The organism is Acinetobacter colistiniresistens (genome assembly GCF_000413935.1).
Classification (GTDB): domain Bacteria; phylum Pseudomonadota; class Gammaproteobacteria; order Pseudomonadales; family Moraxellaceae; genus Acinetobacter; species Acinetobacter colistiniresistens.
Genome location: NZ_KE340380.1, coordinates 111,829 through 138,215 on the forward strand (window position 1 = coordinate 111,829; position 26,387 = coordinate 138,215).

Annotated in this window: 22 protein-coding genes; 12 read left to right on the forward strand and 10 right to left on the reverse strand. The window is 41.4% G+C overall.

All coding sequences use genetic code 11. The features are described from left to right. Nucleotides 1-47 precede the first annotated feature (47 nt). Complete coding sequence (locus tag F907_RS09580; protein WP_016652098.1) at nt 48-1,004, reverse strand: pseudouridine synthase; 957 nt, start codon at nt 1,002-1,004, stop codon at nt 48-50. A 117-nt stretch (nt 1,005-1,121) separates the two neighbouring features. Between F907_RS09580 and tsaE the strand changes: the two genes are divergently transcribed. The 5 genes from tsaE to F907_RS09555 all read left to right on the forward strand — a co-directional run bounded on the left by tsaE (nt 1,122) and on the right by F907_RS09555 (nt 6,027). Further along, entirely contained in the window at nt 1,122-1,598 is a 477-nt protein-coding gene (gene tsaE / locus F907_RS09575; protein WP_016652099.1) for a tRNA (adenosine(37)-N6)-threonylcarbamoyltransferase complex ATPase subunit type 1 TsaE, read from the forward strand. After that, on the forward strand, nt 1,588-3,528 hold the full coding sequence (mutL, locus tag F907_RS09570; RefSeq protein WP_016652100.1) for a DNA mismatch repair endonuclease MutL: 1,941 nt from the start codon (nt 1,588-1,590) through the stop codon (nt 3,526-3,528). The genes tsaE and mutL overlap by 11 nt, the downstream gene beginning before the upstream one ends. A 6-nt stretch (nt 3,529-3,534) precedes the next feature. Beyond that, complete coding sequence (gene miaA, locus F907_RS09565) at nt 3,535-4,479, forward strand: tRNA (adenosine(37)-N6)-dimethylallyltransferase MiaA (RefSeq protein WP_016652101.1); 945 nt, start codon at nt 3,535-3,537, stop codon at nt 4,477-4,479. Between the two features lie 91 nt (nt 4,480-4,570). Continuing rightward, a complete protein-coding gene (hfq, locus tag F907_RS09560; protein WP_016652102.1) occupies nt 4,571-5,086 on the forward strand; it encodes an RNA chaperone Hfq in 516 nt (171 codons plus the stop codon). Between the two features lie 80 nt (nt 5,087-5,166). After that, nucleotides 5,167-6,027, forward strand: coding sequence for an EamA family transporter (locus F907_RS09555; protein ID WP_016652103.1), 861 nt, complete (start codon nt 5,167-5,169; stop codon nt 6,025-6,027). A gap of 40 nt (nt 6,028-6,067) precedes the next feature. On the opposite strand, the gene F907_RS09550 is transcribed toward F907_RS09555, so the two are convergent. From F907_RS09550 to F907_RS09540, 3 genes are all read right to left on the reverse strand, one after another. Continuing rightward, complete coding sequence (locus F907_RS09550; protein WP_016652104.1) at nt 6,068-6,721, reverse strand: oxygen-insensitive NAD(P)H nitroreductase; 654 nt, start codon at nt 6,719-6,721, stop codon at nt 6,068-6,070. A gap of 291 nt (nt 6,722-7,012) precedes the next feature. Beyond that, a complete protein-coding gene (locus F907_RS09545) occupies nt 7,013-7,729 on the reverse strand; it encodes a UDP-2,3-diacylglucosamine diphosphatase (RefSeq protein ID WP_016652105.1) in 717 nt (238 codons plus the stop codon). A gap of 85 nt (nt 7,730-7,814) precedes the next feature. After that, a complete protein-coding gene (locus tag F907_RS09540) occupies nt 7,815-8,324 on the reverse strand; it encodes a peptidylprolyl isomerase (protein WP_016652106.1) in 510 nt (169 codons plus the stop codon). 167 nt (nt 8,325-8,491) lie between these two features. On the opposite strand from F907_RS09540, the gene F907_RS09535 reads away from it, so the two are divergent. Continuing rightward, nucleotides 8,492-10,219 carry a glutamine--tRNA ligase/YqeY domain fusion protein gene (locus tag F907_RS09535; protein ID WP_016652107.1) on the forward strand — a complete coding sequence of 576 codons (1,728 nt, stop codon included), beginning with the start codon at nt 8,492-8,494 and terminating at the stop codon, nt 10,217-10,219. A 436-nt stretch (nt 10,220-10,655) separates the two neighbouring features. On the opposite strand, the gene F907_RS09530 is transcribed toward F907_RS09535, so the two are convergent. From F907_RS09530 to exaC, 5 genes are all read right to left on the reverse strand, one after another. Next, entirely contained in the window at nt 10,656-11,369 is a 714-nt protein-coding gene (locus F907_RS09530; RefSeq protein ID WP_016652108.1) for a glutamine amidotransferase, read from the reverse strand. 114 nt (nt 11,370-11,483) lie between these two features. After that, nucleotides 11,484-12,296 (reverse strand): ethanolamine ammonia-lyase subunit EutC, encoded by an 813-nt coding sequence (gene eutC / locus F907_RS09525; RefSeq protein WP_016652109.1) that lies wholly within the window; start codon nt 12,294-12,296, stop codon nt 11,484-11,486. A 10-nt stretch (nt 12,297-12,306) separates the two neighbouring features. Continuing rightward, a complete protein-coding gene (locus F907_RS09520) occupies nt 12,307-13,692 on the reverse strand; it encodes an ethanolamine ammonia-lyase subunit EutB (protein ID WP_016652110.1) in 1,386 nt (461 codons plus the stop codon). 23 nt (nt 13,693-13,715) lie between these two features. After that, nucleotides 13,716-15,146: an ethanolamine permease gene (gene eat / locus F907_RS09515; RefSeq protein WP_016652111.1), complete on the reverse strand. Its 1,431-nt coding sequence runs from the start codon at nt 15,144-15,146 to the stop codon at nt 13,716-13,718. A 209-nt stretch (nt 15,147-15,355) separates the two neighbouring features. After that, the gene (gene exaC / locus F907_RS09510; protein ID WP_016652112.1) at nt 15,356-16,867 is read right to left on the reverse strand and encodes an acetaldehyde dehydrogenase ExaC; all 1,512 of its coding nucleotides are present in this window, start codon (nt 16,865-16,867) and stop codon (nt 15,356-15,358) included. A gap of 127 nt (nt 16,868-16,994) precedes the next feature. Here exaC and F907_RS09505 point away from each other — a divergent pair, with 127 nt between their 5' ends. After that, nucleotides 16,995-18,173, forward strand: coding sequence for a hypothetical protein (locus F907_RS09505; protein WP_016652113.1), 1,179 nt, complete (start codon nt 16,995-16,997; stop codon nt 18,171-18,173). A gap of 30 nt (nt 18,174-18,203) precedes the next feature. On the opposite strand, the gene F907_RS09500 is transcribed toward F907_RS09505, so the two are convergent. Then, on the reverse strand, nt 18,204-19,169 hold the full coding sequence (locus tag F907_RS09500) for an alpha/beta hydrolase (protein ID WP_016652114.1): 966 nt from the start codon (nt 19,167-19,169) through the stop codon (nt 18,204-18,206). 194 nt (nt 19,170-19,363) lie between these two features. Here F907_RS09500 and F907_RS09495 point away from each other — a divergent pair, with 194 nt between their 5' ends. From F907_RS09495 to F907_RS09475, 5 genes are all read left to right on the forward strand, one after another. Further along, nucleotides 19,364-21,076 (forward strand): AAA family ATPase, encoded by a 1,713-nt coding sequence (locus F907_RS09495; protein WP_016652115.1) that lies wholly within the window; start codon nt 19,364-19,366, stop codon nt 21,074-21,076. Between the two features lie 12 nt (nt 21,077-21,088). Beyond that, nucleotides 21,089-21,451, forward strand: coding sequence for a 5-carboxymethyl-2-hydroxymuconate Delta-isomerase (locus F907_RS09490; protein WP_016652116.1), 363 nt, complete (start codon nt 21,089-21,091; stop codon nt 21,449-21,451). Nucleotides 21,452-21,692: 241 nt separating this feature from the next. After that, complete coding sequence (locus tag F907_RS09485) at nt 21,693-24,473, forward strand: type VI secretion system Vgr family protein (protein WP_016652117.1); 2,781 nt, start codon at nt 21,693-21,695, stop codon at nt 24,471-24,473. Further along, nucleotides 24,470-25,882: a hypothetical protein gene (locus F907_RS09480; RefSeq protein WP_016652118.1), complete on the forward strand. Its 1,413-nt coding sequence runs from the start codon at nt 24,470-24,472 to the stop codon at nt 25,880-25,882. The genes F907_RS09485 and F907_RS09480 overlap by 4 nt, the downstream gene beginning before the upstream one ends. Before the next feature lies 1 nt (nt 25,883). Continuing rightward, nucleotides 25,884-26,297 carry a hypothetical protein gene (locus F907_RS09475; protein WP_016652119.1) on the forward strand — a complete coding sequence of 138 codons (414 nt, stop codon included), beginning with the start codon at nt 25,884-25,886 and terminating at the stop codon, nt 26,295-26,297. Nucleotides 26,298-26,387 lie beyond the last annotated feature (90 nt).

Genomic DNA, 26,387 nt, shown 5'->3' on the forward strand with positions numbered 1-26,387 from the left:
CATATTTTTAGTTATCGTCATGTATTTTAAACCATTGCAATGTAATTTCAATATTTTTGAAGCGAAAAAATAGATTTTTTGTCATTACGTTGTGGTGGCAATGCAAGTTCAAAGAGAGAACTAAAATGCATTTCCTGTTTCAAAATCGGGTCAAGGAATTGAATTTCTTTGGCCAGTAATTGTAAAGGATGGCTAAAATCATCTTCTGCTTTATGTTCAATATTGGGATAAAATGAATCATTAAGTATTGGAATATCAAGATAATTTAAATGAACACGTAATTGATGTTGTTTGCCCGTTTTAGGCATAAGCTGGTATTTGGCGTAGTCTTGATTATGTGCCAGCAGTTCAATCAAAGTTTCTGTATTATTGGCTTTTTCTGCATTAATTTGCATGGTGTAAAAAGGCTGACCTTTTTCTAAATGGAGCTGCAAAATTTGCGGAAAATGCAGTTCAGGGCGATAAGCTGCAATCGCATGGTAGATTTTTTGCACTTTTCTGTCGGCAAAAAGTTGTTGATAGGTGCCTCTTGAGCTTGCTTTTTTACAGAATAGAACCACACCTGCAGTTTCACGATCAAGTCGATGAATGGGGGTGAGATCCTCATAGCCAGTCTGTTTTTTAAGTCTGACTAACAGGGTTTCTTGCACATATTGCCCTGTCGGGCTCATGGTTAAAAAGTGCGGTTTGTCGACCACAAGCAGATCATCATTTTCAAATAAAATTTCATGCTGAAACGGCACATGAGTTTCTTGAGCAAGAAAACGATAGTAAAAAATATGCGTATTGGACGTATAAGGACTGTCCGACTTGAGTTTGGTTCCATCTGCCGCATAAATTAGCTCATCAGCAAAGCGCTGTTGCCATTCGCTTACCTGAATATGTGGAAAGTGTTGGCAGAGATAATCAAAAATGGTATGTGCAGAAACATCATTGGGTAAAAAGACTTTACTGGCACTGACGCCATTGAGCAGCGGTGGCGTAAATTCAATGATTGATGACATACAGCGATATCGACTCGGTATAAACGGTGTAAAAAAAGTCAGTTTAAAAGGACTTTATTAGGCTTTAAAGCAGGGCAATGTTATCATAGCTGCCATTCTAATTTTGTTTTATTTGCCATGTCATCTTCAGTGAAATTTACTCTAAATCATGAACAAGACACTCAACGTTTTGCGCAGATCCTCTCTGAACAGGTGCATTCAGGCATTATTTATTTGATTGGTGATCTAGGAGCAGGGAAAACCACATTTACCCGTTATTTTCTACAAAACTTAGGGCATCAAGGTTCGGTAAAAAGTCCGACTTACACCTTGGTTGAACCTTATAGCATCCAAGGTAAAGAAGTCTTTCATTTTGACCTGTATCGTTTGAATGATCCCTATGAATTAGAGTTAATGGGCATTCGTGATTATCTAGACACACCTGATGCGCTGTTTTTATTTGAATGGCCATCGAAAGGTGGTGATGAAATTCCAAAACCCGATATTGTGATTGATATTCAAAAATCGGAAGATGAACTGACTCGATTCGTGACTTTAACTACCGATTCTGAACCTTTATCTCAAACTTTGCAGGAACAATTGAATGGCGCATGATTCAACTCGTCGTATCCATACCCTTGATGCTGCTTTAGCCAACCAGATCGCTGCGGGTGAGGTAATTGAGCGCCCATCATCAGTCGTTAAAGAATTATTAGAAAACTCAATCGATGCGGGTGCAACCGAACTGATTATTCGTGTGGCACAGGGCGGCTCGACCCTGATAGAAATCATTGATAACGGCAATGGTATTCACGCTGAAGATTTACCTTTAGCCGTAATGCGCCACGCCACCAGTAAAATTCAAACAGCAGATGATTTACATGCGATTGTGAGCTTGGGATTCCGTGGAGAAGCATTGGCTTCGATTGCAGCGGTATCACGCTTGACTCTCACGAGTAGTCAAGATGAGCAGGGTGTAGGCTATCAGGTTGAAGTGAATGGTACCGCGTTTGATCATCAGCAGATTCAAGCGGTGGCTGCACAAAAAGGCACACATATTCGTGTCCAAGATCTATTTTTTAATGTACCTGCACGCCGTAAATTCTTAAAAAAACCAAGCACTGAATTTAATCATATTGAAGAAATTGTGCGCCGTTTGGCGCTGACGCATTTTGATATTCGCTTTGTACTGGAGCATAACGATAATATTCGTTTAAATCTGCCTGTGGCGGACAGTGGAGAATTACGCTATCAGCGTGTACAACAATTGTTAGGTCAAGCGTTCATCCAAAATGCCTACTGGATTGATGCTGAAAGTATCAATATGCGTTTATCAGGCTGGTTGGGACACCCTTCTGACGCACGTGCGCAGGCAGACTTGCAGTATGTCTATGTGAATGGTCGTATTGTCAAAGACAAAACTATTTCACATGCGTTGCGTATGGCCTATGAGGGAATTTTGCATGGTCACCAGCATTCCTCTTATTTATTGTTTTTAGAAGTTGATCCTGAAAATACTGATGTCAATGTGCATCCCACCAAGCATGAAATTCGGTTTTTGAATCAGCGTGAAGTGCATGAATTTGTACGTCATTATGCCAAAGCAACCCTATCGCAATTTCAGACGGCAAGTGCAGATCTGGCACAAGCCATGAAAACAGATGAGGCCACAGCAGAAAATTTTAATTATCAGCCTCAACCCAAATACCAAGAACAATTCAGTTTACATCGTGCGGCAGTCGAAGCGGAATCAAAATTAAATCAACAGGTTGCTGTGTCGACAGATTTGTTAACTGAGTTTAATCAAAGTCGTCCACAAGCAGTGCAGTATAATTCAACGCCACAAGAGCCGCGTTATAATGGTTCTGCGCAGTTGAATAATGCACTTAAAACCTATTTGGCACCTTTACGTGAAGACGCAGAAGATGGAAATGATCAAGGTCCATCACGTGTAGATGAGTTTCCATTAGGGATTGCAATCGCCCAACTGCACGGCATCTATATTTTGGCGCAAAATACGGAAGGCTTGATTATTGTGGATATGCATGCCGCACATGAACGTATTTTGCTGCAACAAATGAAGTCGGCATGGGATAAACCAGAGTTTTGGACCTCACAGCAATTGCTGATTCCAAAAGTGGTTTCCATTACCCGTATGCAGGCCACCCGTGTAGAAGATTTACAACCACAATTGCAGCGCTTGGGCTTGGAGATTGACCAGTACGGTGATGAGCAGGTGATTGTACGTGGTGTACCTGCGATCTTGCATAAGGCTGATTTCGGTAATTTAGTACCTGAATTGTTAAATGATCTTGATCCAAATGATGAGGCCCGAGGTTTATTACAAAAACGTGATGAACTACTTGCAGGCATGGCCTGTCATGGTGCTGTGCGCGCCCATCGCCAGTTAAGCCTTTCTGAAATGAATGCTTTGTTGCGTCAAATGGAACAAACTGAATTTGCCAGCCAATGTAATCATGGGCGTCCGACTTGGCGGGCATTTCCACTGCATCAATTAGATAAATTATTTGCTCGAGGAGAGTAGTTTTACATGTCAAATCAATTGCCCGTCATCAATTTAATGGGGCCTACCGCAAGTGGTAAAACAGCATTGGCATGTGAACTATATGAGCGCGGTAATTTCGAACTGATTTCCGTTGATTCTGCTTTGGTTTATAAAGATATGGATATTGGTACGGCAAAGCCAACCAAAGCAGAGCAACAACAATATCCGCATCATTTGATTGATATTATTACGCCTTTAGAAGTGTATTCAGCAGCACAATTTGTGGAAGATGTCTGTCCATTGATTGATGATATGCATGCACGCGGTAAAACCCCGATTTTAGTGGGGGGAACCATGCTGTATTTTAAAGCCTTGCTTGAAGGTTTAGCGAATAATTTACCCAATGCTGATCAGCGTATACGGGATGAGATTATTGCTAAGGCTGATCTTGAAGGCTGGCAAGCGGTTTATGATGAGTTGGCTACAGTCGATCCTGTGGCTGGGCAAAAATTTAAAGTTTCTGACAAACAGCGTATTATTCGTGCACTTGAAGTTTATCGAATTACGGGTCAGCCGATAACAAAACTACAAGCTGAACAGCCTAAAAATCAACCATATCGTTACACATTTCATAACTACGCATTGATGCCTGATCGTTTAGAATTACATCAACGCATAGAGCAAAGATTAAGCAAAATGTGGAGTATTGGTTTTTTAAATGAAGTAGAGGAATTGATTAAAAAATACGATTTAAATGATAATTTACCGTCTATGCGGTCCGTCGGTTATCGTCAAGCATTGGATTTTTTACTAAAAAGTGACTTAAGTCTCGAAAATAAAGTAGAAATGGAGAACAAAGCCCTTTTTGCGACGAGGCAATTAGCCAAACGTCAATACACATGGTTACGTTCTTTGCAAGAATTACACGATTTTAAAACTTACGTGACGATAAAGCAGGCGAAAGAAGACTTGCGAAACTTCTTTGGATAAAGCAAAATTCGCAGGCTGTCTTTTTATAATTTTTAGTTGAAAAATAAAGATAGTTTTTTTGCGCTGATTTAAAAATTTTTTGGAGTTAAAAATGTCTAAAGGTCAAACTTTACAAGATCCGTTCTTAAATTCTCTCCGTAAAGAACGTATTCCAGTTTCTATTTTCCTTGTAAACGGTATCAAATTGCAGGGGCATATTGAGTCATTTGACCAATATGTTGTTTTATTAAAGAACACTGTAAGTCAAATGGTTTATAAACACGCAATTTCTACAGTTGTTCCTGCGCGTAACCCACGTCCAGCTGGTGCTCAAGGTACTGCGGGTGGCTTCCCAGCTCAAGGTGCAGCAGGCGGCTTTGGTGGTCAAGGTTCTACTGGTGGCTTCGGTGGTCAAGGTGGCTTCGGCGGTCAAGGCGGCGGCTTCGGTGGTCAAGGTGGCGGCTTTGGTGGTCAAGGTGGCTTTGGTGGTCAAGGTGGCTTCGGTGGTCAAGGTGGCGGCTTCGGTGGTCAAGGCGGCTTCGGTGGTCAAGGTGGCTTCGGTCATCAAGGTGGCTTCGACGGCGAAACTAAATTTGAAGATGGTCAAGAAGACGAAAATAATCGTTAATTGATCAATGATCTTTAAGGAAATGCCAGTCTCTGTGTAGACTGGCATTTTTTTGTCTTTAAAAAGCTAGAATAAATATTATGGAAATGATTGTTGCTGCGGCATGTTGTAGTGTACTTGTCTCGATCTTGCTGAAATACTTAAAAGCAAAAGGATTTGATGTTTTTCAAATGATCGCGTGGAATTATTTGAGCGCCAGTCTTTTATGCTTCTATTGGTTTAAACCAGATATCACGCATATATCTTTAAATAATACCCCATGGTGGTTGATCCTTATTCTTGCGGTGTTATTGCCAAGTATATTTTTATGTTTAGCCAAATCTTTGCAATTTGCAGGCATCCTCAAAACTGAAATTGCGCAACGCTTAGCCGTGATACTTTCGTTATTAGCGGCCTATTTTATTTTTGGCGAACAGTTTAGCCAGTTAAAATTAATAGGTGTGGCACTCGGGATTATTGCGATTTTAGCGATCATTATTGGACAGGCCACAGAGCAAGCAAGTAAGGGCATAAATTTAAAATCAGCCTTGTTTTTGTTTAGTGTCTGGGCAGGTTATGCTGCAGTTGATGTACTACTCAAATATAGCAGTAGTTTAGGTTTACAGTTTGCGGTCACGCTGAATTTAACGTTTATAGCAGCCTTCATTTTGTCCATCGCCTATATCGCAATTACTCAGCCGAACTGGCAACCTAAAAATATTTTTATGGGTTTGTTTTTGGGTGTGCTGAATTTCGCCAATATTGGCTTATATGTCAAAGCCCATATGATGTTTAAAGAAACCCCAGCGATTGTTTTTGCAGGTATGAATATTCTGGTGGTTGTGTTGGGTGTAGTCAGTGGCGTGGTGCTATTTAAAGAACGGTTAAAAGCCTACACCTGGATTGGATTGATTTGTGGTGTCGTTGCGGTACTGTGTTTAGCCAAAGCAATGATGAAATAAAATAAGGGAGTAAGCAGCGTTACTCCCTGAGAATAAATCATTATAAACGGGTAAAAACAACCTCATCTGGGAGTCGTGATTTAGGCAATTTGGCATTGAAGTCTGTTTCACTGCGATAACCTAAAGCAACAACTACTGAGGCTTTTAGCCCTTTTTCAGTTAATCCGAATTCTTGATCAATCAGTGTTCGGTCAAATCCTTCCATTGGAGTCGCATCAATGCCTTCTAAGCCTGCTGCAAACAATAATTGTCCGAGTGCAAGATAGGTCTGGTTTTCCATCCATGCAGGAAGATTTTTGAGTTCATTGCGATAGAATTCAACATAGCCATGACGGGTATCTCGTTGGCCTTGTTTGGCTGCTTCATCTTTAAAGCGACCACTGAGATCATCTTGTTGTAAGAGTTGCTCTAGGTATTCAGCTGAAATATCTGTACGGGTACAAAATACGAGCGTATGTGAAGAGTTGAGAACTTTGGCTGCGTTATACACATAATTGCCTGTCAATGCCGATGCGATACGCTGCTTTGCCTCGTCAGATTCTGCAACCAAGAAGTGCCACGGTTGAATATTGACTGATGAAGGGCTAAAACGTAATACTTCTAACAGTTTCTCAAACTGGGCTTGGGGAATCTTTTTTCCTGCATCATAAGCTTTTGTGGCATAACGTGTTTTTGCTGTAGCTAAAGTATCCATCCGTCATTCACTCGATTTAAAAAATTTAATTTATTCTACTTGATCTAAATTTCACGAAAAGTAGCTAAATGTGATTTCTATATAGATTTAAGTCGTATATGAGCTTAATCAGAGCGACTAATGTTCTGATCAAGCGCAAGGAGATAACCGATTGAAGTGAAGATTTAGCGAAGCGCAAGAAAGTTAAAACTGACCAAAGCTCTAATCAAATACAATAAGTTAATGGATTAATGAGGGTGTAAGGCATAAAAATATTAAAAGAGGGCACTAAAGCAGCTAAAGAATGCTTAATTAATAAAACCACTGTTTAAACTCTAATTGATAATTTTCCTGCTCATTGAGCTCTAAAATCCAAGCTGAATCCTCACGCCAATCTCCCAAAACAATACGTTGTTTATTATGGATATGGTGTATTTCTGGCCGATGAGTATGACCATGAATAAGATAATCAACCTCGGTGATGACATTTTCCACAACTTGAGTATTTACATCCATGATGTCATAACTTTTCAGCTGCTTGGTTTCGCTACTTTTTTTACGGAAACCGTTGGCCAGTTTTTGTCTAAAGCTGAGAGGTGTGCGTTTTAATAAGCCCAGTATTACGGGATTACGGATCACTTTGCGAAAACGCTGATAGGCAATATCATCGGTACAGAGTGCATCGCCATGTTCCAGTCGGAAGATATGCTGCTGAATCTGCAGGGTATAAACGTCTGCTAATAGAATGCCATTAAATTGAGATAGGAATTTTTGCCCCAAAGCAAAATCCCGATTACCGACCTGAAAGTAAACTTGGTTGCCTGTACCCGTAAACACTTGTAAGGCACTGACAATTTCATCTAACCACGGTGCAGTATAATCATCACCAATCCATGCATTAAACCAGTCTCCTAAGATATAGAGCTGGGTGTTTTTATTTTGGTATTCATTTAATAAAGCCAAAAACCCTCGAACGAGTCGAGGGTGATCGGGTGACAAGTGTAGATCTGAAATAAACAGGTAGGTCACACTTTTATCCTTTTAAATCTCCCTAAATCCCTCTTTAAGAAAGAGGGAATAACCTCCCTTTATAAAGGGAGGTTAGAAGGGATTATTATTCAGAGATAATTTTAGCAGACTCAATTACAACGTTCTCTAAAGGAACATGTGCATGGTAACCACGGTTACCCGTACGAACACCTTTAATTGCTTCTACAATATCAAGGCCTTCAACAACTTTACCAAACACGGCATAACCCCAACCTTGTGCTGTTTTACCAGTGTGGTTTAAGAAAGAGTTATTTTTAACGTTGATAAAGAATTGAGCAGATGCAGAGTGCGGAGCTTGAGTACGCGCCATTGCAATAGTGCCTTCATCGTTGCTTAAGCCGTTGTCAGCTTCGTTTTCGATAGAGTCACGTGTTGCTTTCTCTTTGAAGTTTTCATCCATGCCACCGCCTTGGATCATAAAACCATCAATCACGCGGTGGAAAATTACGCCGTCATAGAAACCGTCACGTACATATTCTAAGAAATTTGCAACCGTTTTTGGTGCTTTTTCAGCGTTAAGCTCAAGAACAATACGACCTTTGTTGGTGTTTAATTCGACTTGAGGAAAACTCATTACATTAATCTCCTAAACATGGGCAAATTGACCATGGGTTTTTGGTTGAGAGAAGCATAAGCAAACTGTAAACTACAAGGCAAGTAAAAAACGTTAAAATCTTTCATAAAAAGTAAAGATTGCGTTTTTATTTCCCATTTTTAACTGTAAGAAGTGATTTACACCCTATGAAGCCAAATGATGTTGTTTCTGAACTGCCAAAGACCCCGACGCCGAATACCCATGCCTCTGTCGATGCCGCGCAGCAAGAACAACAGGCAGGCTTAGACTTTGTTCGTCAAGTGATTACCGATGATCTTAAAGAAGGTCGTACCCGAAAAGTGGTGACACGTTTCCCACCTGAGCCAAATGGTTATTTACATATTGGTCACGTGAAAGCGATTTGTCTCAACTTTGGTATCGCTGAAGAGTTCGAAGGTTTATGTAATTTACGCTTTGATGACACAAATCCGGATGCCGAAGAACAAGAGTACGTTGATGGTATTGCCAATGATGTGAAATGGTTAGGTTTTAACTGGAATGGTGAGCCACGTTATGCATCAGATTATTTTGATCAACTTTATGCATGGGCTGTTCAGTTGATTGAACAAGGTGATGCTTATGTTGATTTGCAAACACCAGAAGAAATCAAGATGAACCGTGGTAATTTCGTTGAGCCAGGTAAGAACTCACCATATCGTGATACCACCATTGCAGAGAATCTTGCGCGTTTTGAGCAAATGCGTAATGGTGAAATCCAAGAGGGTGGTGCTGTACTACGTGCCAAAATTGATATGGCTAGCCCGAACGTGCATATGCGTGATCCGATTCTTTATCGTGTCTTGCATTCAGAGCATCACCAAACCGGTGATAAATGGAAAATGTACCCAATGTATGACTATGCGCATCCATTGTCGGATGCGATTGAAGGCATTACGCATTCATTATGTACACTGGAATTCCAAGATCACCGTCCATTCTATGACTGGATTGTAGAGAAAGTGCATTCGCAAGCTGTTCCACGTCAGTACGAGTCGTCACGCTTAAATATCGACTATACGATTACCTCTAAACGTAAATTGCGTAAATTGGTTGAAGGCAACTATGTACAGGGCTGGAATGATCCACGGATGCCAACCGTTGTTGGTATGCGCCGTCGTGGTTTTACTGCAGAAGGCCTACGTGATTTCTGTAAGCGCGTTGGTGTATCGAAAACGGATGGTATTGTCGATGTGGCAATGCTTGAGTTCTGTATTCGCCAGTCTTTGGAAAATACCGCAGCACGCGGCATGGCGGTACTCAATCCATTAAAAGTAACCTTGACCAATTTGCCTGAAGAATTGGATCTCACCCATGCGCGTCATCCAAACGTGGATATGGGCGAACGTATCATTCCTTTGACACGTGAACTTTATATTGATAGTAAAGATTTTGAAGAAGTACCACCAAAAGGTTTTAAGCGTTTGATTCCTGAGGGTGAAGTGCGTTTACGCCATGCTTATGTGATCAAGTGTGATGAAGTGATTAAAGATGCCAGTGGTGAAGTGATCGAGCTTAAATGTTCAATCGACCCTGAAACTTTGGGTAAAAATCCAGAAGGCCGTAAGGTAAAAGGTGTGATTCATTGGGTATCAGCAAGCCAAGGTGTACCTGCAGAAGTTCGTATTTATGATCGTTTGTTTACCGAAGCGGCACCGGATGCGGATGATGATTTCTTGGCACATCTAAATCCTGAATCCTTAAAAGTAGTACAAGCGGTAATTGAACCTGCTTTAGCACAAGCGAAACCAGAGGATCGTTTCCAGTTTGAACGTGAAGGTTATTTTGTTGCGGATCAATATGATCATCAAGCTGACAAGCCAGTGTTTAACCGTATCCTTGATTTAAAGGATAGTTTTAAAGCAGATAAGAAGTAATTAAAAAAGGGCCTAATAATTGATTAGGCCCTTTCAATTTAAATAATCATAGAACTGTAAATATTGGGTAAATTGTGATTTAAATATCAGTTCTTAGCTTGGTGGGTTAATATGATAAAAGTAAATTATCATCGTAATTAATAAAAAAATAGCAGCCATTAGATAAGTGTTAACTGTATGAAAGCTTTTGATAAATTTTTAAAATATCCATTTTCCCGACCAAAAAAATATAACCAAGCACTGTATTAATTAATATACATTTCATTAAATATTGTAACTAACTACACTTTTTTTTCAATATTTTAGTCATCAAAATTTAATATTTATTTTTTTTGAGAATGATTATTTTTCGTTTTAATGATTTATTTCTTTAAGTGTCTCTACCGTCTAAATTTATTTAGACGGTAGATGAATCAAAGATTTGTAATGTAGGCTTTTAGTCTTGATCTAAATGGGACAGAAAATGATTCATAATTTGGGCAGTTTTATTCTCTAACTGTGCAGCATAGGCCTGATTATCTTGGCGCAATTGAGGAATCGATAAGCTCGCATGGCGTATTTCACAGGTATGCCCAATCAGCCATTTCTCAAAACTTTGCCCAACCACTTCAAGATGAAATTGTAAGGCGAGAATATTATTGCCAACAGAAAAGGCCTGATTTGGATAGATTGCTGAGCTTGCAAGTAAGGTCGCATCTGCTGGTAGATCGAAGGTATCCCCATGCCAGTGCAATACTTCCACATTTTCCAGTGCGGCTAAAGGATTCTGCTCAACAGCCTTAATTTCCAATTGGCTCCAACCAATTTCTTTCTGGTGTCCTGCATAGACTTTTGCACCCAATGCATGCGCGATGAGTTGTGCACCTAAGCAAATGCCAATGGTTGGTTTATTGGCTTTTAAGCGCTGTTTTAAACCTGCAATTTCATCCACTAAAAATGGATAGTCCTCGGTTTCATAGACGCCGATTGGACCACCGAGAATCACCGTTAAGCCTTCATAATTAAGTGCAGGGCTCAGATCATCGACACCTGCTTCGAAATAACGGACACGGAAGCCGAACTGATAAAAAACATCTTCTAAAGAACCGAGATCTTCAAAAGCAAGATGTTGAATGGCATAGACTGTTTTTAGATGAGCGGCGAGGGGCATAACCGAGTACCGTTGAATAAAAATATTTTGTATCTTAAATCATTTTTAAGACAGATGTCTTGATGTTGTATGCTGTGGGCGGCGCTAAAAAATAGTGTTGCCCACATCGCCATTTTAAAAAAGCAGTTTAGGTTGATGATTGTCTTCCAGAGTCGGAACAACATGTTCATCCTTTAAATCAACGCCAGAAAGCCCCAGTCGCTTGGAATTATGCATTAAAGCCAGTAAGCGTTGGGTCGCAATCGGGATACTTAATCCTGCGGGACGAATATTTGAAATACAGTTACGTTGTGAATCCAGACAGCCACTGTATGCATCCAAGGTGTAATAGAGTCCCATGCTGTCAGGTGAGCTGAGCCCCGGACGCTCACCAATCAGCATAATCAACATACGCGCCTGAAAAATTTCAGCGATTTCATCACCCAACGCAACGCGGCTGCCTGTGGCAATCACCACAGGCGCTAAAGACCATTGTTGTTCTGCAAAAGGTTGGATCAGTGCCTGTATAAAAGGCAGCGCATTTTCCTCAATGGCTCGGGCAGATAAACCATCACCAATCACGATGCAGACATCATAACCTTGCTGATGTTGTTTAGTCTGCTGAAGCTGCTGTACCGACTGGGGTGCAAGTAATCGTCCTAAATCAGGTCGTTTTAAATACAGCTCTTTGTGTTCTGCCTGACTTTGTACATGGATTGGATTGAGCCCCAGTTGTTGTAATTGCTCAGTGAGTAATTCAACATTTAAGCACTGGAAAACTGCATCTTTGGCCTGAGCATGGCTGAGTTGAAAATCCAGTAAAGCACGGGTTGGAATACTGCAACCGGTGCGTCCAATGGCAATACGAGCATCGGTAAACTGTTTTAGGGTTTCCCATTGGTCTTGATGTGTTTGGGCTGGAAATTGAATGTCTTTTGAAAGTTTCATCAGACTCTCCTCAATGCATCAATAATTTGGAGAATTGAGCGGGCATCTGTTTTGCCCAATGAATATGCTGGTGTTGCTGTTTTAAAATCCCTTGCTGCTCTAACCAAGCGGAAAACTCAGGTGCAGGCTGTAGTCCAAGTAACTGCCTGAGATAGAGTGCATCATGAAAAGAGGTCGTTTGATAATTCAGCATCACATCATCTGAACCCGGAATGCCCATAATAAAATTAATGCCTGCCGTACCAAATAGGGTCAGTAGTACATCCATATCGTTTTGATCGGCATCGGCATGATTGGTATAGCAAATATCACAGCCCATTGGCAGACCGAGCAGTTTGCCACAGAAATGATCTTCCAGACCGGCTCGGATAATTTGTTTTCCATCGTAGAGATATTCGGGGCCAATAAAACCGACTACAGTATTGACCAATAAGGGATTGTATTTGCGTGCTACTGCATAAGCACGTGCTTCAATCGTCTGTTGATCGACGCCATGATGCGCATTGCTGGACAGGGCACTGCCTTGACCTGTTTCAAAGTACATCACATTGTTGCCAAGCGTACCTCGATTTAAAGCCAGCGTCGCTTCATAACCTTCCTGCAGCATGGCAAGTGAAATACCGAAACCCTCATTGGCTTTCTGTGTACCTGCGATGGATTGAAACATCAGGTCAATTGGAACATTTTTTTCTGCCAGTTGAATGCCTGAACTGATATGGGTTAGGACACAAGACTGGGTTGGGATTTGATATTCCTGAATGACGTGGTCGATCAGTTTTAACAGTTCAGATAAATTATGCAGATTGTCAGTTGCAGGATTAATCCCAATCACCGCATCGCCATTGCCATACATCAGACCATCCAAGATACTGGCGGAAATACCCAGTACATCATCGGTGGGATGATTTGGTTGTAGACGGGTCGATAGGTGTCCTTTTAAGCCAATGGTATTGCGAAATTGGGTGATGACCTCACATTTACTTGCGACATAAATCAGATCTTGATTGCGCATGATTTTACTCACAGCTGCAACCATTTCAGGGGTTAATCCCGCTGCAAGTTGTTGTAGTTTCTCAGTTGTTGCATCCTCGCTGAGTAACCAATTACGGAAATCGCCAACCGTAAAATGTGCAATCGGTGCAAACAGATCAGCACGATGTTCATCAATAATCAGACGGGTAATTTCATCGCTTTCGTAGTCCACCACGGTTTCATTTAAAAAGTTTTTTAAAGGCACATCTGCCAGCGTGATTTGTGCTGCAACTCGTTCAGTTGCATCCTGTGCCGCAACGCCGGCCAGTTGATCGCCAGAACGTAAAGGGGTGGCTTTTGCCATCAAGGTTTTAAGATCAGCAAATTGATAATGTTGTTGGGCCACGATTTGACGGTAACGCATGCGCTTCTCCTTAATCTTCCTGATTATTGCTTTTCATCTGCGGTGATCTGGGCAAACTCTTCTTCTGGTGTTCCTTGGATGAGTCGATGGCGGCTATAAAATATAAAATAAGCAATAAAGACCATATAAATGCCTGCTGCAATACACCACACTTTAGGATTGACCAGAAAGCCTGCAACAACTGCAATCGCTGCCAGAATCAAGGCAATACTCGAAGTGAAAATACCGCCAGGTGTCTTATAGGGACGGTGCATTAAGGGGCGAGATACGCGCAGCTTAATATGCGACAGCATCATCAATACATAAGAAATGGTTGCACCGAAGACTGCAATTAAAATCAGTAGGTCACCTTCTTTACTTAAAGAAAGCAGAAAACCAATAATGCCGGGAATAATGATGGCTAAATAAGGGGCATGGTTTTTATTGGTCAATGACAGCGATGTGGGTAAATAGCCGGCACGGGAGAGGGCGAAAATTTGGCGTGAATAGGCATAGATAATCGAAAAGAAACTGGCGACCAGTCCAGCAAGACCGACAAAATTGACAAAGTTCGCCAACCAAGTGCCTTGTCCATAGACTTTGATGAGGGCATCGACCAACGGGGCACTGGAATGTTGTAAAGTACTGGCACCGGCTGCGCCTGCGCCCAAAAATAGAATCAGTAAAGCAAAGGCGGTTAAAATCAACATCGCACCAATCAGTCCGCGTGGCAGTGATTTGGCAGGATCTTTGGCTTCTTCTGCGGCTAAGGGTACACCTTCAACAGCCAAGAAAAACCAGATCGCATAGGGAACAGCGGCCCAAATACCTAAATAGCCATAAGGTAAAAAGCTGCTTGCGCCAAATTGTTGTCCTGCAGGAATATCAAACAGATTTTGCGAATTAAAATGAGGCAACATCGCAACGATAAAAACAGCCAGTGCAATCGCCGCAACCAAGGTGATGGCAAACATAATTTTAAGGGCTTCGCCAGCACCTTTCAGGTGGATACCCATAAAAATCAGATAACAGGCTAAATAAACCTGCCAGCCACCAATGCCAAATAACGATTCACAATAGGCCCCAATAAAGACCGCAATCGCTGCAGGCGCAATTGCGTATTCAATCAGAATCGCGGTACCTGTTAAGTAACCACCGAGTGGGCCAAATGCGATGCGGGCAAAACTGTAACCGCCACCCGCTGTTGGTAGCATGGTCGCCATTTCAGACATGGCAAGACATAGACACAGATACATCACGGCAACCACAGCAGTGGCAACAAACATGCCGCCCCAACCGCCTTGAGCGATACCAAAATTCCAGCCAGCGAAATCACCTGAAATGACATAGGCGACACCTAAGCCGATCAGTAATAACCAGCCCACGGCACCTTGCTTGAGTTTTCTTTGGGCAAAATAGTCTTCAGAAGTGGTTGTCGATGCTGAAAGTGCAGAAAGTGGTTCTTGATTGTTCATACAAAGCTCCGTGTATGGTTCTATCAGCAAGATGCAAAAGCAATGCCGATGTTGCACACCCTGTGCAGAAATTGAATTTTTATTTGCTTTGGTGATTCAGTTTTAGTGAAAAATAGAGGTTTTGTTTATAAACCAACAGCTATCGATTTAAACCGGTATAAGCCTTTAAAGATAAGGCTTATACCGGTCAGCAAACCGATTTGGAGCGCCTAGAAAAAGCCCATGGCTTTGGTCGAATAACTCACCAACAAGTTTTTGGTTTGTTGATAGTGATCGAGCATCATTTTATGGTTTTCACGGCCTACACCTGACTTTTTATAGCCTCCAAATGCAGCATGAGCTGGGTAGATATGATAACAATTGGTCCAAACTCGACCTGCCTCAATGGCACGACCAGCCCGATAAGCGGTATGGGTTGAACGTGACCAGACCCCAGCACCTAAACCATACATGGTGTCATTGGCGATCTGGATGGCTTCATCAAAATCCTTAAATGTGGTGACCGATAGTACAGGCCCAAAGATCTCTTCCTGAAACACTTGCATCTGGTTGTGGCCTTTAAAGATGGTCGGCTCGATGTAATAACCATTGCCCACCTCGTTGCGACCATGTCCACCCAAAAGTACCTCGGCACCTTCTTGTCGGCCTGTATCGATACAACGCAGGATTTTCTCTTGTTGTTCTAAGGAGGCTTGTGCACCGACCATGGTGTCGGTATCGAGTGGATGCCCAAGCTTGATGCGCTTGACCCGTTCGATGGCTTTTTCCATAAATTGATCGGCGATACTTTCTTGAATCAAAGCACGAGATGGGCAGGTGCAGACTTCACCCTGATTCAGCGCAAACATCGCGAAACCTTCAAGGGTTTTATCGAGGAAATCATCGTCATGATCCATCACATCGGCAAAAAATACATTCGGTGATTTTCCGCCGAGTTCCAATGTCACAGGAATAATGTTTTCAGTGGCATATTGCATAATCAATTGCCCAACTTGGGTTGAACCAGTAAAAGCAATTTTGGCAATGCGTGGACTGGCGGCCAGTGGGCGACCCACTTCGGCGCCGTAACCATTGACGATATTGAGGACACCTGCCGGTAATAGATCCTGTATCAGTTCCGCCACCAATAAAATACCAACTGGGGTTTGCTCCGCAGGTTTGATCACCACACAGTTCCCCGCAGCCAATGCGGGTGCCAGTTTCCATGCCGCCATCAAGATCGGGAAGTTCCACGGGATGATTTGCCCCACCACACCGAGTGGCTCATGAAAATGGTAGGCGATGGTATCTTCATCAATTTCTGAAATGCCACCTTCCTGAGCACGAATACAGCCTGCAAAATAACGGAAATGGTCAATGGCTAATGGGATATCTGCAGCCAGTGTTTCACGGACTGGCTTACCGTTATCCCAGGTTTCAGCAACCGCCAACATTTCCAAATTGGCTTCCATGCGGTCTGCAATTTTTAGTAGCAAATTAGAACGCGTGGTCGGAGAGGATTTGTTCCATTCTCTCTTGGCTTTATGGGCAGCATCCAGTGCCAGTTCAATATCTTCGGCACTGGAGCGTGGAATACGAGTAAAACTTTTGCCATCGACAGGGGAAATATTGTCAAAGTAAACTCCTTTGACTGGCGCAACCCATTGCCCACCGATAAAGTTTTCATACTGGTCTTTGAAATGGATTTTTGAACCAGATTGATTGGGATCAATATAGCGCATAGACATACTCCTTTATGTGTTGTGATATTTTTAAATAAAGTACCCAGTACGTTATTAACACTGAACATATCGCGCTAAAGGTTGGAAAAAGGTTGGAATTGCATGTCAAGGATGTAGGGAATTACAAATGCATACAAAAAAGGAATTATTGCAACAGCGCAAGCAGGTTGAACAACTGAGGACGCAAAGTAGCCTCAACCCGCAACATGCTGAAAAAATGGAACAGAGTATCGCCAGTTCATGGGAGCGTTCGAGTTTGGCAGATATTCCCAAAGAACGTCTGGCTGCACCTTTATCCAATCAATCGACTGAAACAAGAAGTTCACTCAGCTTGGCTTTGCAAGCTTGTCGGGAAGATCTCAAGCATGTGGCAGAACAGTCTTCAATGGTACTTGCTGTCGGTGATATGGGCAGTACCATTATCTGGACGGCGTCTTGTACACAGATGCGTAATGCGGCTGAAAGGGTTCACTTTGTTGCAGGGGGGCAGTGGCAGGAAGAACTGGTTGGCACCAATGCCTTGGCGCTTTCACTCAAGACCCGTAAATCCAGTTGTGTATTTTCCAATGAACACTATATGGCGTCGGTACATGATTGGGTTTGTTACGCTGCGCCGATTATTGACCCTTATTCCAAGCAGCTTTTAGGTGTGGTGGATTTATCCACCACATGGGAAAACCACAATAGTTTAGGGTTATTGGCCGTCGAGCGTTGTGCCGCAATTCTGCAAATGGCAGTACAGCAATTACAGCAACAACAATTGTATTTACGGACCTTTAATACGGCACAGGCCTTGATGAACGGACAGAATTTGACTTTAACTCCAAGACAAATTGAAATTCTGGTGATTTTAGCTTTGTGCCCGCAGGGATTGAATTTAGAGAATTTACATCAGGCTCTCTATGGTGAGCGTAAAGTCAGTCTTGGAACCTTAAAGGCAGAAATGTCGCATTTAAGAGATCGTTTGGGTGATGCAATTGGTTCACGACCTTATCGTCTCAACGTTCCTATTGAGGCAGATTTCTTGCAGCTTGAGCAAGCCTTGGATGCCGGTTATATCAGTACCGCACTGCAATGTTATACGGGCATCTTTTTGGCCAAAACTGAAAGCCCATTTTTATGTGCATGGCGAGATGGCTTGGAATCCCGTTTGAGTCATGCGATTTTTCAGACACAGGGCAGTGACGCTTTATTAAAGCATCTGGCCTATTCGCCTGAAGCGGTGGATGCTGCTGAACGTTTACTGGAATTACTGCCAGCTTCGCATCCTGCTAAAAATATGCTCAGCAAGTACCAAGACCACTGAGCATCCAGATATTTAAAAGGGTCGTCAGTATTACTGAATTTTTTCTGCTAACCAAGCAAACAGATCCTTATATACCTGTGCACGCACAGGCGGTGCAGATAAAACCAAATCATGCAGACCATTTTGAATGGACAGTGTTTGTACATCACCTTTCATTTTCTTGGCATTCTGAGTCATGTCTTTGACATCGAGAATCACATCGCTTTGTTGAGCGTCGATTCCCCATTTTCTTGGATTGTTAGATTGATGTGAATGCATGATCAAAGTCGGTACATTTAAAGTTACGCCTCGATGAATTTCCTTTTGTGCTTCGTGAATCGCCGTGACAAAAGACAAGTGCACAAAAGGCATGCTTTTCGGTTTCCAATCGAGATTGAAATCCCACTCACCATAAAAATCTTTATGTAAGCTTGGGGTATACCATTGATTTAGACCACTTGGAAATTTGCCATTCGGCAGGCGTTTACCCACTTCACTCAAGAGCGGGATCCCTACTTTTTTCTCAAGCACACTTTTATAGAAATCATAGAATGGACTATTGTTCCAGACTGCTTTGATTAAGCGATGATCTGGATAATGTGCCGCATATAAGGTGGCAATTAGACCGCCTGTTGAATGGCCAGCTAATAGTACTTGATTGTGATTCTCTTGACCGATAATTTCCAGTGCTTTGCTGATCTCGGCATCGTATTCACGTAAATCAAGCACATAGTAGAATTTTTGGTGAGGGAGGCGAGAGCGACCATATTTTCTCAGGTCAAGGGCGTAAAAATCGTAGCCATGCTGATTAAATTGTTCAGCCATTTCTTTTTGGAAAAAATAGTCTGCAAAACCATGAATATATAAAACCGCTTTTTTGGTCGCTTCAGCAGCCTTCTTGCGAACCAAAGTAGCAACAACTTTTCCATCATAATCATCAGCGAAATTTAAGGTCAGTTGCTGATAATTTTTACCTAGTATATCTGGTTGATATGTATAGAGATTTGAAGTAGTCATTTTTATAGATCAAGTCTGAATTCATTAACAACCACATTAAATGAAATCATCTGTATGTCAATGCAATTATGCGATAGCTATCGTTCACAAAAAGTGGCGATTCGGTGAGGAAATGCGGCGAGATTTCGTATTGCATTTTTATTTTGGGCAAAAAATCGTTAAGCTATGCGCTGTTGTTTTTGACTGAAGAAATTATGAAACAAGAGACTGCACTCAAGTTACTTAAAGCTGGGGAAAATGTTTTTTTAACGGGCTCAGCTGGTGCAGGTAAAACCTATACGCTTAATCAATACATCCATTATTTAAAAGCCCGTAAAGTGCCTGTGGCGATTACCGCATCGACAGGGATTGCGGCAACCCATATGAATGGTATGACCATTCACACTTGGGCAGGGATTGGGATTAAAGATCGTTTGAGTGATGATGACCTCAAGCGAATGAAAGAGCGTAAATATTTAAAAGAGCATTTAGAAAATGCCCAAGTTCTGATTATTGATGAAATTTCCATGTTGCATGCCAAGCAACTGAATCTGGTCAATCAAGTCCTGAAATACTTTAAAGAAAGTGATGAGGCCTTTGGTGGGATTCAGGTGATTGTGGCTGGTGACTTCTTTCAGTTACCGCCCGTTGGTAAAAAGGATGAAAGCAATCGCGATAAATTCTGCTTTATGTCTGATGCATGGGTCGAAGCCAAATTCCGTGTCTGTTATTTAACGGAACAGCATCGTCAGGATGATGAAATCCTCAATCAGATTTTAAATGCGATTCGTGCCCAGAATATTCAAGGCAATCACATCACCGCCTTACAACAATCTCGCCAGCACGATATTGGTGAGACCTTTACCCGTTTATATACGCACAATATGGATGTCGATAATATTAATTATCAGCATCTGAATGAAATCGACAATGAGAGCCATCAATTCAATGCGGTTGTCGATGGCAATGAGAAGTTGATGGAAACCTTAAAATCATCGGTGCGTGCGCCTGAAGAACTGACCTTGAAGAAAAATGCCAAGGTGATGTTTGTCAAAAATAACTTTGACATGGGTTATATCAATGGCAGTTTGGGTGAGGTGATTGGTTTTGAGGAAGACGATAAACAGGGAATCTTGCCTAAAGTAAAATTGACCGATGGCACAACCTTCTTGGTTGAGCCTGAAACATGGTCGATTGAAAATGAAGCGGGTAAGGCCATTGCCAGCTTTCAACAGATTCCGTTGCGTTTGGCTTGGGCGATTACTATTCATAAAAGTCAGGGAATGACGTTGGAAGCCGCAGAGATCAATCTGACCCATACCTTTGAAAAAGGTCAGGGCTATGTAGCGCTATCACGCTTAAAATCGCTGACAGGGCTTAAACTGCTTGGCTTTAATGAACAGGCGCTTGAACTGGATAGCTTGGCAATTAAAGCGGATCGCCGTTTTCAGGAATTATCGAGTGAAGCGGAAGTCAACTTTGAAAATATTGATTTAACCACCCAGCATAATGCCTTTATTCGCCATTGTGGCGGTACTTTGAATACCACTGAAATTGCCCGTAATGAAAAGAAAATTGCCAAGGGTGCCAAACAGAACTATGCCGCTGCAACCTTGGATGAAACCCGCACTTTATTTGAAGAGGGGTATGAAATCGAAGATATTGCACATGAACGTGGTTTAACCCCTGCAACGATTATCAATCATCTGGCACGTCTGCATAAAGAGCAGGGCTTGGATATTTCGGTGGCCAGTCCGGGGGATGAAGTGATTGAAGAAGTGCGCAAGATTTATAAGCGTCTGCATAAACGTAAAAATCCCGAACATTTTACTGATGATGGTGCAATTAAATTACGCCCTATTGTGGAAGCTACCAGTCCGCGAATGGCGTATGATCAAGTCCGTTTAGCCTTATTATTTATTGAATAGGAATCATAAAAAATGCCGCATTTGATTGCCAACTATTCAGCCAATTTAACTGAATTAAATCCACATCAATTATTAAAAGATGCGAATATTGCATTGGTTGAAACGGAATTATTTATCGCACATGATATTAAATCCCGTGCATTTAAAGATGACGTATTTTTAATCGGTTTGAATGAAACAGAAGAGGCCTATATTCATTTAAAGCTGTATATATTGAGTGGACGAACGCAGGCGCAGAAGCAAGCCGCGGGTGCAGCATTGTTGCGTCAACTGGAGCAAAAAAACTATATGCAATCTGAGGTCAGTTATTCCGTTCAGCTCTGTGTTGAAGTGATTGATATGCCCAAAGAAGATTATTTTAAAGCGACAGCTTAGTTTTAAAATCATCGCTGTTTTATCAAATAAGGAGAATTGGCCTTATTTGATAAAACATATCGATTTAGATGTATTTTGATTTAATAATCTTAAAAAAATTATTGCTAGTCATTCTAATTACTTATATTAAAATAAAATCTTTATTTCAAAATTCGTTGCAGAACATAACATTAAAAATATAGACAGATTTGTATGCTATTTATAGAATAGCGTAAATTTAAGTTAATTTTTTTATAAAATAATGTTGAGTAATATATTTCAGGCCTTGGACAGTTTGGGCCTTACTGCACAAAAACGTGCAATCCATATTCAGTTTTCCAATCAAAATTTAAATACTCAAGTGTTCCTGCAACGTATTGATGGTCAGCATCAACTGAATGCGGGCTTTAAAGCAGAATTAATTTGCCTGTCGACTAACGCCACCATACCCTTAAAACAATTTATTGGTAGCCAAGCCGCAATTGACACCGTTACGGATCAAGGTCAACTGACCCGTGTCACAGGCATTATCACCCAAGCCCTGCAAGGGCAATCGGATGGTAGCCTCACGGTATATAAGCTGACATTAGAAGACCCAACTGCACTGTGGAAACAGCGCCGTAACAGCCGCGTATTTATGAACAAGAGCGTACCTGATGTGGTGCAAATTGTCTTCAAAGAATGGCAACAAAAGAGTCCCTTATTTGCATCAAGCTTAACTTTAGACTTAAGTGGACTCAGTCAAGATTACGATATCCGTCCCTTTATTATGCAATATAACCAATCGGATGAAGATTTTTTAACATCCTTGATGCGTAGCGAAGGCATTAACTGGTTAATTGATGAAGCCGAGCGAACCGTTGCACTCAGCAGTGCAGCGATTCAGCCACAAAAGCTACGCCTGATTGATGACAATAGCCAATACCAAGCGCTAGACAGAAGAACGATTCGTTACCACCGTAGCAGTGCCACCGAACAATATGACAGCATGACCAGGCTGGTCGGACAACGCAGCTTACAACCGAGCAGTGTGCATGTACAGCGTTGGCAAGCTGATGCACTGGAACAGGAAGATGGTGCCGGCAGCATACAAAGCACGCATAAACACAGTGCTCAATACGACAATGCTAGTCTAGGGCTAGAACAGGCATGGCACTTTTCACCGGCTTGGATGCAAGACCTGAATGGGGAAGATGGTGCAACTGCATCGGGCAATTCACAGATTGAAAAACTGAATCAGAATCTGGGTCAATATTACGATCTGCAATCCAAACAATTTACCGCCGATAGCACCGTCCGCGATACCCATGTCGGTTACTGGTTTGAATTGACCGAACATCCTGAAATTGATCAACACGATGGCAACGATAAAGAATTTCTGATTACAGGCAAAAACTTCTATAACCAAAACAACTTACCTAAAGACCTCAATCAGCAAATCAACCAATTATTAGCGCAAAGCAACTGGCAGCCAACCCAACAAAGTAGCACTGAAGAGCGCCAAGCCAATCAACTAACGCTACAACGCCGTAGTATTAAAATCGTACCCGAATTTAATCCCTTACAACACCGTCCAGTCGCTTCGCCACAACGTGCCAAAGTGGTTGGACCAAGCGGTGAAGAAATCCATGTGGATGAATGGGGACGAATTAAAGTCCGTTTTCTATTCACTCGTAATGACGACCATAGCCACGATGGTGGTGCGGGTGCCAATGACAATGACACCGATTCAGCTTGGGTTGATGTACTGACGCCTTGGGCAGGTGAAGGTTATGGCGCACGCTTCTTGCCACGTATTGATGAAATCGTGGTGATTGACTTCTTTGATGGCAATATTGACCGTCCATTTGTAGTGGGACGTATCCATGAAGGCCATCGTAGCCCGACCAAGTTTGATCATGTAGGTAAGCTGCCAGACACCAAGAAACTGGCAGGGATTAAGTCCAAAGAAGTTCAAGGTGAAGGTTTTAACCAACTGCGTTTTGATGACACCACAGGACAGATCAGTGCCCAGTTGCAAAGTAGCCATGCGGCCAGTCAACTGAACCTCGGGAAACTGAGCCATCCCAAAGATAAAGCTGAAAGTGAAGACCGAGGTGAAGGTTTTGAGCTTCGTACCGACCAGTGGGGTGCTGTACGTGCAGGCGATGGTTTATTGCTTTCCACACATAAACAGAATCAAGCCCAAGGTGAACATCTGGACGCACAACCTGCCAAGCAACAGCTGGAAGGTAACGAGAGCAATGCCAAAGCCTTAAGCGAAGTGGCCAAGAATCAGCAGACTGATGAAATAGAATCGCTGGATCAACTGAAAGAATTTGCGGAGCAGATTCAAGAGAAAATTGCACAATTTAAAAAATCACTATTACTACTCAATTCACCAGCAGGGATTGGCCTAAGTACCAATGAAGATATTCATCTCTCTGCCGATGGCCAGATTAACCAGCTTGCGGGCGATAGTATCAATCTAAGCACGCAGAAAAATCTGATCACACATGCGCAAAACAGAATCAGTGTGTTTGCAGCGCAGAATGGGATTAAACAGGTGGCTGCAAAAGGTAGGTTTGAAGTTCAGGCTCAAGGGGGTGGGATGGATTTACTTGCCAAGCAAGGGATTCAGATCATTTCGACGGAAGATCGTATTGAAATCACTAGCCCGAAAGAGATTGTGATTACTGCGGGTGGTTCTCAGATTAAGCTGAATGGTTCAGGGATTTTCCCTGTGACCAGTGGCAAGTTTGAAGCGAAGGCAGGGCAGCATTTGTTTATGGGTGGGGCAAAAGTAAATACAGTTATTTCAGCATTACCCGATGTAGAAAATCCTTATGTTTTACAATACTTGGTGAAAAATAAAGAAAGTCGGGTCATGGCTGATAAACCTTACATATTATTTGATGAAGAAGGAAATGTTCAAAAGGGCACAACTGACCAAAAAGGATTTATGAAACTAAAAACATCACCATCTGCTCAACAAATTACGACTCTAGTAATGATGAATGAAATTGAGCAAGCTGGAGAAGAAGACTCGGGAGATCAACTATGAGTACCTATTTCAGTCGTCTAAAGCTCAGTGTTCAAGCCCCTCTCAAATTGAAAGATTTAACTTATAAATTTGTTGTAATAAATAATTCGACCAAGAAAAAAACAGCATTTGATGGACGTTTTGATGAACAGGGATTAACAGGTTGGACTGAAATATATAATTTAAATACTTCTCTGATTTATGAAGTCTATTTACGTGGTGAAATTCTTCAAAAAATTGCGGTACAAGCTTATCCCAATAAGAAAACGCATAGTACCTTTACCATTAAAATGACTACAGAAATGACGGAGAAAGTGAAGCAAAACATTAAGGAAATTTTTTTGAATGATAGTGAAGTTGCTTGGTATTTAGTTAAAAAAACAGAGACCATGCATGACTGGTCTAAACGAGTTTTTAAGAAGCCTTTAATTGCATCAGATTGGGATATCCTAAGGGTAAACAATCCACATATTTCGAATATAGTGCCTATTCGAATATTGTCACCTGGAATGGTCATTGTTCTATCAAATTCAACTACAGCAAAAGAGCTTCCAAAATATAAAAGGGATGCTCAAGATGCATTTAAAAACTTAGAGGAAATGAAAAAAGATAAAGATTTTGATGCTGAATTCTTTGCACAAAATTATGAATTTTTTTATAATTCTTTAATAAATGAAGATTATGTTGGCCTTAGCCATACACCTATAGAAAATGTAGATGGTACTGGTACAATATTAGCAACAAGAGCAAAAAATACTGTAGATGGTGCACTATTATTTGTTGAGGCAACTAAAAATAGAACTTTGGGAGCTTATTCCCAATTGGTAAAAAATTATGCCCAAGAACACCAGAAGAAAACACGTTTAGCAAATCCTAAACACTTTAGTAAGTTCGAAGCAGTCAATGCAGCTTTATTGAGAGATTTTGAAAATAGCATTTCCCAAAGGATGTTTAAGTGGGATACGGGAATACAAACAACAAATTTAAGAAAAAATCTGAGAAGTACAGCATTTGTAAAAAGTGCTTACTATCAAGGTGGTTTACCAGCCTATTTAAAGAATATGAATGAGGTTGGACGTGTGACTAGCGTTCTTAAACAAGGCGGTAATTTTATGATTGGGGTCGGAATTGGGGAAGCTGGAATTAATATTTACCAAGCAACTGAAACGGGGGATAATAAAAAAATTAGAAAAGCCGTATTAGTAGAACCCTTAAAGCTAGGAGGGAGTATTTATGGAGGATTAAAAGGAGCCTCTCTAGGTGCAGCTGCTGCGGTCTTAGTTATAGGGGTTGGAACAGGTGGTGTTGGATTAATTGTTATCGGTGCTTGTGCTGTTGCTGGGGGAATAGGAGGGGGAATATTAGGAGGACAAATTGGTGAGATTATAGGAACTGGTGCTGATCGTAGTATAGAATGGATGACCCAATAAAATGTTAGAAAAGACTTTTGAAATAGCTTTTGCAATTATTAGTTCAATATGGATTTCTTATTCCTTAATATCTAGTTTCAAAAGTTATGCATATGTTAAAAAGAATCTGAGTTCTATCTCTCGTTTACTTTTTGATAATCCGAAACAGTTTAAAAAGTTAGATTTGACTAGCTTCTTTTTAATAGAGACTACGACAGGAATGCTTGCTGCTGCTAGATTTAGAGAGCTAAAAGTACTAAAAAGAGATACCGTTTTTTCTAAAGGCCCCTTTCCATTAGCACCCAATATGAATGACAAAAATCTTAACCTATTATTACTAAATCATGGGGAGTGGTATAAATCTGTTGTAAAAAATTTTATTTTCTCTGCTTTTTGTTTATCAATATTGGCAATAATACTATTTTTCCCAAAGTAAAAAGGCTTTGTTGCACAAAGCTGTTGGTAAGGTCTGATTCAGCAATATAATTTCAGAATGAAGAAGCTTGCACCGAGTATTTCACATTTT

Excerpts from the sequence above, each read along its gene's own strand:
- F907_RS09580 (WP_016652098.1), bottom strand. The coding sequence starts at position 1,004 with ATGTCATCAATCATTGAATTTACGCCACCGCTGCTCAATGGCGTCAGT.
- tsaE (WP_016652099.1), top strand. The coding sequence starts at position 1,122 with ATGTCATCTTCAGTGAAATTTACTCTAAATCATGAACAAGACACTCAA.
- mutL (WP_016652100.1), top strand. The coding sequence starts at position 1,588 with ATGGCGCATGATTCAACTCGTCGTATCCATACCCTTGATGCTGCTTTA.
- miaA (WP_016652101.1), top strand. The coding sequence starts at position 3,535 with ATGTCAAATCAATTGCCCGTCATCAATTTAATGGGGCCTACCGCAAGT.
- hfq (WP_016652102.1), top strand. The coding sequence starts at position 4,571 with ATGTCTAAAGGTCAAACTTTACAAGATCCGTTCTTAAATTCTCTCCGT.
- F907_RS09555 (WP_016652103.1), top strand. The coding sequence starts at position 5,167 with ATGGAAATGATTGTTGCTGCGGCATGTTGTAGTGTACTTGTCTCGATC.
- F907_RS09550 (WP_016652104.1), bottom strand. The coding sequence starts at position 6,721 with ATGGATACTTTAGCTACAGCAAAAACACGTTATGCCACAAAAGCTTAT.
- F907_RS09540 (WP_016652106.1), bottom strand. The coding sequence starts at position 8,324 with ATGAGTTTTCCTCAAGTCGAATTAAACACCAACAAAGGTCGTATTGTT.
- F907_RS09535 (WP_016652107.1), top strand. The coding sequence starts at position 8,492 with ATGAAGCCAAATGATGTTGTTTCTGAACTGCCAAAGACCCCGACGCCG.
- F907_RS09530 (WP_016652108.1), bottom strand. The coding sequence starts at position 11,369 with ATGCCCCTCGCCGCTCATCTAAAAACAGTCTATGCCATTCAACATCTT.
- eutC (WP_016652109.1), bottom strand. The coding sequence starts at position 12,296 with ATGAAACTTTCAAAAGACATTCAATTTCCAGCCCAAACACATCAAGAC.
- F907_RS09520 (WP_016652110.1), bottom strand. The coding sequence starts at position 13,692 with ATGCGTTACCGTCAAATCGTGGCCCAACAACATTATCAATTTGCTGAT.
- eat (WP_016652111.1), bottom strand. The coding sequence starts at position 15,146 with ATGAACAATCAAGAACCACTTTCTGCACTTTCAGCATCGACAACCACT.
- exaC (WP_016652112.1), bottom strand. The coding sequence starts at position 16,867 with ATGCGCTATATTGATCCCAATCAATCTGGTTCAAAAATCCATTTCAAA.
- F907_RS09505 (WP_016652113.1), top strand. The coding sequence starts at position 16,995 with ATGCATACAAAAAAGGAATTATTGCAACAGCGCAAGCAGGTTGAACAA.
- F907_RS09500 (WP_016652114.1), bottom strand. The coding sequence starts at position 19,169 with ATGACTACTTCAAATCTCTATACATATCAACCAGATATACTAGGTAAA.
- F907_RS09495 (WP_016652115.1), top strand. The coding sequence starts at position 19,364 with ATGAAACAAGAGACTGCACTCAAGTTACTTAAAGCTGGGGAAAATGTT.
- F907_RS09490 (WP_016652116.1), top strand. The coding sequence starts at position 21,089 with ATGCCGCATTTGATTGCCAACTATTCAGCCAATTTAACTGAATTAAAT.
- F907_RS09485 (WP_016652117.1), top strand. The coding sequence starts at position 21,693 with ATGTTGAGTAATATATTTCAGGCCTTGGACAGTTTGGGCCTTACTGCA.
- F907_RS09480 (WP_016652118.1), top strand. The coding sequence starts at position 24,470 with ATGAGTACCTATTTCAGTCGTCTAAAGCTCAGTGTTCAAGCCCCTCTC.
- F907_RS09475 (WP_016652119.1), top strand. The coding sequence starts at position 25,884 with ATGTTAGAAAAGACTTTTGAAATAGCTTTTGCAATTATTAGTTCAATA.